The organism is Methyloversatilis sp. (assembly GCF_030696805.1).
Classification (GTDB): domain Bacteria; phylum Pseudomonadota; class Gammaproteobacteria; order Burkholderiales; family Rhodocyclaceae; genus Methyloversatilis.
Genome location: NZ_JAUYRO010000080.1, coordinates 19,865 through 27,252 on the forward strand (window position 1 = coordinate 19,865; position 7,388 = coordinate 27,252).

Genomic DNA, 7,388 nt, shown 5'->3' on the forward strand with positions numbered 1-7,388 from the left:
GCGTCGGGAAGAACCGCAATTCTGCGGTGCAGCGCAGCCCGGTGCAATGACCGTGGCGTGGCGATCAGGCAGGAGTGGCCGCGTCGCGCGCGCGCAGCTTGGCGGTGATGTAGTCGGCGTGCGGGATGTAGAGCAGATCGGCCACCTTGCGCATCACATGCGATTCATGGGCATGCAGGTGGCCGTCGGCGTAGGCGATCTGCCACATGAGTTCGATGATGTGTGCCCTGCGCTCGGCGTCGAAGGCCCGGTTGATCAGCGCCGTGAAGCGCTGATAGTCGTAGGCCTCGCGCGCCGTGGTGGTCGCCAGTTCGATCAGGCGCTCGATTTCGTCGTCGGTCAGGGCGAACTTGCCGCGCAGCGCGGTCATGGCCGCGGCGCGCTCGGCGTCGCCGATATCCGGGTCGGCGCGCATCACCTCGACCAGCAGCACTGCGGTGGCGAGCTGCAGCTGATGTTCGGTGGCGGCGGCATCGGCCGGCGCCGGCGCGACAAAACTGTCGAACAGGTCCTTCAGGGTACGCAGCATGGTGTCTTTCGTCGGCGAAACGCGGGCGCACCGTGCGCCCGCGTTACAGCGGACCGGTAAAGACCGGCTGGCGTTCCGGATCCACTGTCCGAAGATGTTACGACAGCGGCGTCACGACGGCGCCCGGCGCGATCGTTCCACCGTCGAGCACCTGCAGATAGACGCCCAGTTCGCGGTGACCGTAGCGCTCCATCATCGTCGCCGGCAGTGTCATGTCACGTTCGGCGGTTACCGGATTCACGTTGGTCGCACTGCAGCGCGGCGTGCGCATGACAACCCGCGCACGCACTTCGCCCACAGTCACCTCGCGGTCCAGCCAGCCGGATTCCTCCCATGGCTCTCCGCCATCCATATAGATGTTGGCGCGAAAGCGCATCGGATCAATGTCTGTGCCGAGCGCTGCACCGACTTCGCGCACCGTGGCCAGATTGATCAGCGACACTGCGTTCATCATGCCGTGCGACAGCACGCTCACATCGGTGAAGCGGAAGCCCTCACCGCTGACGAAGGCCGGCGGGCCTTCCAGCCGCGCATTGATGTGCTGCGCAATGAAGCGCGACAGCTCGGCGCAGGCGGCGGCATCATCGACATCGATGCGCAGATGGCGTCCGTCGGGGGCGCTGACGTGCAGGCAGTTGCCGGTGTCGTCGTAGCGGGTGGCCAGCGAAGCGAGTGCGGCGTGATCCATCAGCGCGATGAAATCGGTCTTCGGACGCGGCGCGTAGCTGCCGGCGTCGAAGGTCCAGCTGCCGTTGGTGAGCGCCCACTGCCGGTCGAGCGGCACGCCCTCGCCGGTGCGCAGCGCGACTTCGCCGAGCGGTTCGGCGGACAGGCCCTTGACCGGATACCGGTACAACTGACGAACGGTTCTCATGGCAACTCCAGCTTGAAAGGTTGGCTGGATGCTCGGTCCGGCGTGCCACGGCGGCAATAAGTCGTTTGCCGGAGGTGACGCCGAAGTTCAGAACCGCCCGGCCTGATAGCGCTGGCCGAGCACGCTCTGCAGCGTCTGCACGACGCCGAACGCGTTCTTCAGCTGGCCACGTTCGAAGTTTGAAAGCTCGTCCGGCTTCAGGAAGTTGTCGGCGCCGGAACCGGCGGCCATCTGGCGCGCCTGGTGCTGGATGCGCAGCGTGGCGATGTATTCGAGTGCGTCGCGCAGGTCGTGCGCGCTCTGTTCGCTGATTTCGCCGCTGGCCGCCGCGACCGCCAGACGGTCATGCGTATTCACCGCGGCGTGGCCGCCGGCCAGCGCATAGACACGCGCCAGATCGACGATGGGCACGATGCCGCTGTGCTTGAGGTCCAGCGTGCCCCGGTGTTCGCCCGAGCGCAGCGTCGACATGCGGTTGAACAGGCCGAGCGGCGGCTGGTGCTTCAGCGCATTGCCCACCATGTAGGCGAGGAAGATGCGGTTGCCGCGCGTGCGCGCCAGTACGTCCTCGCGCAGCGCGTCGAGCAGCGCCGTCTGCCCGTGAATCGCGCGCAGGTCGAAAAACACGCAGGTGAGCATCAGCGCCTTGGGTTCCGGTTCCGCCGTCCATTTGCGGAAGTACTGTGCCCAGCGCGCCTTCGGCTGCCGCCACGGGTCGGTCATGGCCATCATTTCGCCCGGGCAGTGGATGTAGCCGCAGGCGTCCAGACCGTCGCACACGAAAGTGGCCAGCGCGCGGAAGTAGTCGCCGTGCGCGACCGGATCGTAGGCGTCGTCGATGACCAGACAGTTGTCCTGGTCCGACTTCGCCGTCTGCTCGTTGCGTGCCTGCGAACCGGCGGCCACCCACACATAGCCGACCGGTGGCGGGCCGAATTGCGCCTCCGCCAGCTGCAGTAGCCGGGAAGTGAGCGCATCGGTGATGGCGGTGATGATGTGGCCGGTGCTGTAGGCCGTGGCGCCGGCGCCAGCGAGACTCTGCTGCAGTGCGCGCACCTGCAGGGCGGCTGCAGCCAGTCCTTCAACACTGATCTGCTTGTAGATGTCGCTCGCCAGATGCACCGCCGACAGGTTCTGCTGCGCGCTGACGTCGGTCGCCGTGATCATGCCGACCACGCTGTCGCCGTCCATCACCGGCACGTGGTGGATGTTGTGGCGCGCCATCAGCAGCAGGGCATCGAACGCCGGCTTGCGCACGTCCATCGTCAGCGGATCGAGTGTGGCGATGTCGAGCACCGGCCGCGCGCTGTCCAGCCCCTGCGCGACGACGCGGTTGCGCAGGTCGCGATCGGTCACCATGCCGATCAGTCGGCCCGCCTCGACCACCAGCACCGACGACACGCGCTGCGCACTCATCTGCGTCGCCGCATCGCGGATGGTGGTCGCAGGCGACACGGTGATCGGCGCGCGCCGGATCAGGCTGCGCACCGGCGTGGTGATCAGGTTCAGGTGCGGGTCGCTGCTGTGCGCGGTATTGGGCGAGACGGGGAGATCGGATGTCATCGGAGTCGGTTCATCGGTTCGTGAGGAGGCAGCAATGCGCATCATCGCGCTGAACGGCCGCTTGCGCGACCTTCGTGCATTCACTCAATCTACTTCACTATATTTTATTACCTGATATATTGTATCGGATGGACAGACCATCCGATACGACCATCGATCTCGACACGCTGCGCGCCGCTGCCGGCCGTGCCTGCGCGCTGCTGCGCGTGCTGGCGCATGATGACCGGCTGATCCTGCTGTGCCAGCTGGCGCAGGGCGAACACTCGGTGGGTGAGCTCGAAACACGGCTCGGCATTGCGCAACCGACGCTGTCGCAGCAGCTGGGCGTATTGCGGCGCGAAGGGCTGGTCAGCACGCGGCGCGACGGCAAGCACATCCATTACCGCATCGCCAGCGACGACGCGCTGGCGCTGATGCACACCCTGCATGCGCGCTTCTGCGCAGACCCACACGGAGCACACACATGAACATCGCCTGGGACGCCTTCACCCCCTGGACCTCGCTGGCTGGCGGTGCGCTGATCGGGCTCGCGGCGGCGCTGCTGATTCTCGGCAGCGGCCGCATCGCCGGCATCAGCGGCATTGTCGGCGGGCTGTTCAGACCGGCTTCGGGTGACACCGGCTGGCGCATCGCCTTCGTCGTCGGCCTGCTGGCGGCCCCACTGGTGTGGGGGCTGTTCGCCGCCCTGCCCGCCGTGCAGTCGGACGCCGGCATCGCGACGCTGATCATCGCCGGCCTGCTGGTCGGCGTCGGCACCCGCTACGGCTCGGGCTGCACCAGCGGTCATGGCGTGTGCGGCCTCGCGCGCCTGTCGCCGCGTTCGCTGGCGGCCACGCTGGCTTTCATGGGCGCGGGTTTCGTCACCGTCTATGTCGTCCGTCACCTGGCAGGAGCCTGACATGAAAACCTTCGTCGCCCCGTTCGTCGCCCCGTTCGTCGCCCTTTTCGCCGGACTCGTGCTGGGTATCGGCCTGCTGCTGTCGGGCATGGCCAATCCGGCCAAGGTGATTGCCTTCCTCGACCTCGCCGGCTCATGGGATCCGTCACTCGCGCTGGTCATGGGGGGAGCCATCGCGGTGGCCTTCCCTGCCTTCACATGGGCAAAGTCACGCACCGTGGCCTGGTCGGGCGAACGCCTGCAACTGCCAACTGCACGCCGGATCGACGCACCGCTGATACTCGGCAGTCTGACCTTCGGTGTCGGCTGGGGGCTGGCCGGATACTGCCCGGGGCCGGCGCTGGTGTCGCTCGGCATGGCGTCGCAGCCGGCCATCGTGTTCGTTGTTGCCATGGGGGTCGGCATGGCGGCCCACGCCCTGCTCACGCGGCCAAAGGCGTAAGCAGATAGTCGATCAGCGTGCGCACGCTGACGATGCGCTGGCCGAAAGGCAGCGCGCCGCGGCCGCGGAAGAACAGGCCGGTTTTCAGGTCACCGCGCAGGGCGGCCGCCAGTTGGTGGTCGATGCAGAACTGGCCCCAGCCGACCAGACCGTCGCGCAGACCGCACTGCGCCAGGCAGTCGAAGTGCTTGGCGCAGCGAGAGCGCTCATGCACCACGGCCTGCGTGCGCTCCAGCACCGCCAGATACTTCTGCAGCCAGGGCGTGCGCACGGCGCGCGCCGGCAGGCCGGCCACGCTGGTGAATTCGACCAGATCGTCGTCGCTGGCGTCGGCCAGAACATGTTTGAAGGCATCAGAGGCGTCGCATTCTTCGGTCACGGCGAAGGCGGTGCCGAACTGCACCGCCGCGGCGCCCAGCGACTGCATGCGCCGGATGTCGTCATGCGTGCGCAGGCCGCCGGCCACGATCAGCGGCACGCGGCCTTCCAGCCCGGCGCTGCGCAGCCAGGCCAGGGTTTCCGGCAGCACGCGCTCGAAATCGAAGCGCTCGTTCGACACGTCGGCCACCTTGGCGGCACCGAGATGACCGCCGGCCCAGCCCGGGTGTTCGAGCACGATGGCATCCGGCACGCGCTGCTTGCGTTCCCACTTGCGAACCACCAGTTGCACGCCGCGCGCATCCGACAGGATGGGGATCAGTGCCGCCGAGGGGTGTTCGCGTGCGAGGTCGGGCAGGTCGAGCGGCAGGCCGGCGCCCACCACCACGGCGTCGATGCCGCATTCGAGCGCGCAGCGCACATGCGCCGCATAGTCGCTGACCGCACGCATCACGTTCACCGCCAGCAGGCCGCGCGTGCCGGCGATCTGTCGCGCCGCACGAATTTCGCGCGCCAGCGCTTCGAGGTTGCTGGCGTTGATGTCGGTCTTCGCGCGTTCGCCCGACAGGCCGCGCGTGCGTTCCATCAGATCCGGGTGCAGCCGGCGCAGGTCAACGGTCGAAAGCGTGCCGACGGCGCCCAGTGCGGCGACATGGCCGGCCAGCCGGTGCGCCGATACGCCCACGCCCATGCCGCCCTGCACGATGGGCAGCAGGGTGCGACCGGCGAGCTTCAGCGGCGCAAGACCGCTGTTGCGCAGGCGGTCGATCGGGGAGACGAAAGATGGCGGTGCGTCCGGAACGGACGCACGCGGCGAGAGGGTTGCAGTCGGTGTTTCTGTCATGGAGGGGCGGCGGGCGGCGGCAGTTGTTCTGCGCCACCTTAACCGCCTGCGCGGCACCCGGGCTTGACCTTGCTCAAGCCCGGGTGCCGGGGTGTTGCAGCCGTGTTTCAGCCACGACGACGACGTGCGGCGAGGCCGATCAGGCCCAGCCCCGCCAGCAGCATGGCGTAGGTTTCGGGTTCCGGCACCGGTGTGATCGAGAACAGCGACGTCGTGCCCGTACCTTCGTTGGCCGTGGCCAGGAAATAGCGGCCGCCGAATTCGTACGCAGTCAGGCCTTCAACGGCGTTCGATTCCGCATCGACGATGAAATCGACGAAAGTAGCCGCCGTCGGGTTGGTCACGTCATAGATCGCGATCACGCTGTCGAACGTGCGTTCGAAGCCGATGAAGGCCAGCGTGCGGTCACCCAGTTCTAGCACCGTGACACCTTCGGGCTCGACGCCCTTGTTGTCGCTGCGGCCGTCGTCGATCAGCGCGCGCAGGGCCGGGTTGGCATACAGCAGTGCTTCGAGCTGGTTGCCGCTGTCGAACACCTGGTTGCCGTTCTCGTCGAGGATGGAGAAGGAGCGGCCGCCGAAAAGATGAATTTCTTCGTAGAAGCCGTCACCATCGATATCGCCACTTGAGGTGGAAACGACGAGGCGGCCGAGATTGCTGTTCGCCTTCAGGGCGGCCGCATCAGGGAATACCGTCGGGTCGAGCTTGTAGCTGCTCGAACCCACACGCACTTCCTCGTTGAATTCGCCGGGGACGAAATCCTGCAGATTGCGCGAATCGCCTTCGTTGGCAGTGATGTAGTAAGTCTTGCCGCCCGACGCATACGAGGCGATCGCGTCCGGCATGTACATGCCGAACACCGGCGCGTTGCGGTAGTTGCCGGCCAGCAGGCTGTTGCCCGGGCCGTCGCGGTCGGAGGTGTCCAGTTCATTGCCCGGCAGGCGGTGATCCTTCAGGCCGAGCGAGGTGACCGACACGATCTGCTGCGACATGAGGTCGATCTTGGCGACCGCATTGGCTTCCTGCAGCGTCACCATGGCGAACTGGCCGTCCTTCGACAGCGCGATGTACTCCGGCTCCCAGTCGATCGACGGCTTGCTGCCCGGCGACACGATGCGGCCAAGTCCGGTCGTATTGTCGAAACCGCTGAAGCCCAGCGTAGTGACCGAATCCTTTGTGGTGTCGATGATGCTGATCGAGCCGCGCGCTTCGATCGTTGCGAAACCCGGGCGAGCCAGCGGCTCGCCTTCATTGGCGGTCATGATGCGACCGTCGGCGGTAAAGGTGACCATGTCGGGCAGCGCGCCCACCAGATAGCTCTGCTGGAAGCTGCGGCTCGTGGTGTCAAAGGTCAGCACCGAGCCGGCGTCGGTCTTGATCGGGGCGGCAATCGCGAAGGCGGCCACACCATTGCGGATGGCGACGCTGTTCAGTTCGCCGAAGGCGGTGGTGTCGATGTGTTGCACGAAACTGCCGGTGGCGGCATTCAGGATGTCCACACCCTTGAGCCCGCCCACCCACAGCTCATTGTTCAGACTGTCGAAGGCAAGGATTTCCGACGTCTGGCCCGCGACGCTGGTTGCGGCGCCGTGCTCGAAGGTCCACAATTTTTCCCAGCCGGCTGCCTGCACGACCGGTACGAACAGTGCCGCAATCGCGGCGGCTGCAATCTTTCTGACCATTATTGATTCTCCTGTTGTCAGCAGGCCGGCAGTCCGGCCGCAGTGACCCGACACGACAACAGGGGAAGGTTGCAGACGTGTTACAGCACTGTCACGTCACTGAAATTTACATTCATTCGTGCGCGAACCGGATCGGGACATGTGGGCTCCTGCAGCGGGAGCGGCCCTGTGGGAGCGG

The 7,388-nt window shown here is 66.4% G+C and carries 8 protein-coding genes; 3 read left to right on the plus strand and 5 right to left on the minus strand.

Going from position 1 to position 7,388, the window contains the following annotated elements:
• Nucleotides 1-64: 64 nt before the first annotated feature.
• From Q8R75_RS12915 to Q8R75_RS12925, 3 genes are all read right to left on the minus strand, one after another.
• A complete protein-coding gene (locus Q8R75_RS12915; RefSeq protein WP_305611268.1) occupies nucleotides 65-529 on the minus strand; it encodes a TerB family tellurite resistance protein in 465 nt (154 codons plus the stop codon).
• Between the two features lie 97 nt (nucleotides 530-626).
• Entirely contained in the window at nucleotides 627-1,403 is a 777-nt protein-coding gene (locus Q8R75_RS12920) for an MOSC N-terminal beta barrel domain-containing protein (RefSeq protein WP_305611266.1), read from the minus strand.
• Between the two features lie 87 nt (nucleotides 1,404-1,490).
• The gene (locus Q8R75_RS12925; RefSeq protein ID WP_305611265.1) at nucleotides 1,491-2,966 is read right to left on the minus strand and encodes a putative nucleotidyltransferase substrate binding domain-containing protein; all 1,476 of its coding nucleotides are present in this window, start codon (nucleotides 2,964-2,966) and stop codon (nucleotides 1,491-1,493) included.
• 128 nt (nucleotides 2,967-3,094) lie between these two features.
• Here Q8R75_RS12925 and Q8R75_RS12930 point away from each other — a divergent pair, with 128 nt between their 5' ends.
• Genes Q8R75_RS12930 through Q8R75_RS12940 form a run of 3 tightly spaced genes read left to right on the plus strand, consistent with a single transcriptional unit; the run spans nucleotide 3,095 to nucleotide 4,306 of the window.
• Complete coding sequence (locus tag Q8R75_RS12930; protein ID WP_305611264.1) at nucleotides 3,095-3,433, plus strand: metalloregulator ArsR/SmtB family transcription factor; 339 nt, start codon at nucleotides 3,095-3,097, stop codon at nucleotides 3,431-3,433.
• On the plus strand, nucleotides 3,430-3,864 hold the full coding sequence (locus Q8R75_RS12935) for a YeeE/YedE family protein (RefSeq protein ID WP_305611262.1): 435 nt from the start codon (nucleotides 3,430-3,432) through the stop codon (nucleotides 3,862-3,864). Before Q8R75_RS12930 ends, Q8R75_RS12935 begins: the two co-directional genes overlap by 4 nt.
• A 1-nt stretch (nucleotide 3,865) precedes the next feature.
• Complete coding sequence (locus Q8R75_RS12940) at nucleotides 3,866-4,306, plus strand: DUF6691 family protein (protein WP_305611261.1); 441 nt, start codon at nucleotides 3,866-3,868, stop codon at nucleotides 4,304-4,306.
• Here the strand turns inward: Q8R75_RS12940 and Q8R75_RS12945 are convergent.
• Both Q8R75_RS12945 and Q8R75_RS12950 read right to left on the minus strand, forming a co-directional pair.
• Nucleotides 4,287-5,528 carry a nitronate monooxygenase family protein gene (locus Q8R75_RS12945; protein ID WP_305611258.1) on the minus strand — a complete coding sequence of 414 codons (1,242 nt, stop codon included), beginning with the start codon at nucleotides 5,526-5,528 and terminating at the stop codon, nucleotides 4,287-4,289. The genes Q8R75_RS12940 and Q8R75_RS12945 overlap by 20 nt on opposite strands.
• A 107-nt stretch (nucleotides 5,529-5,635) precedes the next feature.
• Nucleotides 5,636-7,210 carry a choice-of-anchor I family protein gene (locus tag Q8R75_RS12950; RefSeq protein WP_305611257.1) on the minus strand — a complete coding sequence of 525 codons (1,575 nt, stop codon included), beginning with the start codon at nucleotides 7,208-7,210 and terminating at the stop codon, nucleotides 5,636-5,638.
• Between the last annotated feature and the right edge of the window lie 178 nt (nucleotides 7,211-7,388).

Coding starts and splice junctions, on each gene's coding strand:
- Q8R75_RS12915 (WP_305611268.1), bottom strand. CDS start 529: ATGCTGCGTACCCTGAAGGACCTGTTCGACAGTTTTGTCGCGCCGGCG.
- Q8R75_RS12935 (WP_305611262.1), top strand. CDS start 3,430: ATGAACATCGCCTGGGACGCCTTCACCCCCTGGACCTCGCTGGCTGGC.
- Q8R75_RS12930 (WP_305611264.1), top strand. CDS start 3,095: ATGGACAGACCATCCGATACGACCATCGATCTCGACACGCTGCGCGCC.
- Q8R75_RS12920 (WP_305611266.1), bottom strand. CDS start 1,403: ATGAGAACCGTTCGTCAGTTGTACCGGTATCCGGTCAAGGGCCTGTCC.
- Q8R75_RS12945 (WP_305611258.1), bottom strand. CDS start 5,528: ATGACAGAAACACCGACTGCAACCCTCTCGCCGCGTGCGTCCGTTCCG.
- Q8R75_RS12940 (WP_305611261.1), top strand. CDS start 3,866: ATGAAAACCTTCGTCGCCCCGTTCGTCGCCCCGTTCGTCGCCCTTTTC.
- Q8R75_RS12950 (WP_305611257.1), bottom strand. CDS start 7,210: ATGGTCAGAAAGATTGCAGCCGCCGCGATTGCGGCACTGTTCGTACCG.
- Q8R75_RS12925 (WP_305611265.1), bottom strand. CDS start 2,966: ATGACATCCGATCTCCCCGTCTCGCCCAATACCGCGCACAGCAGCGAC.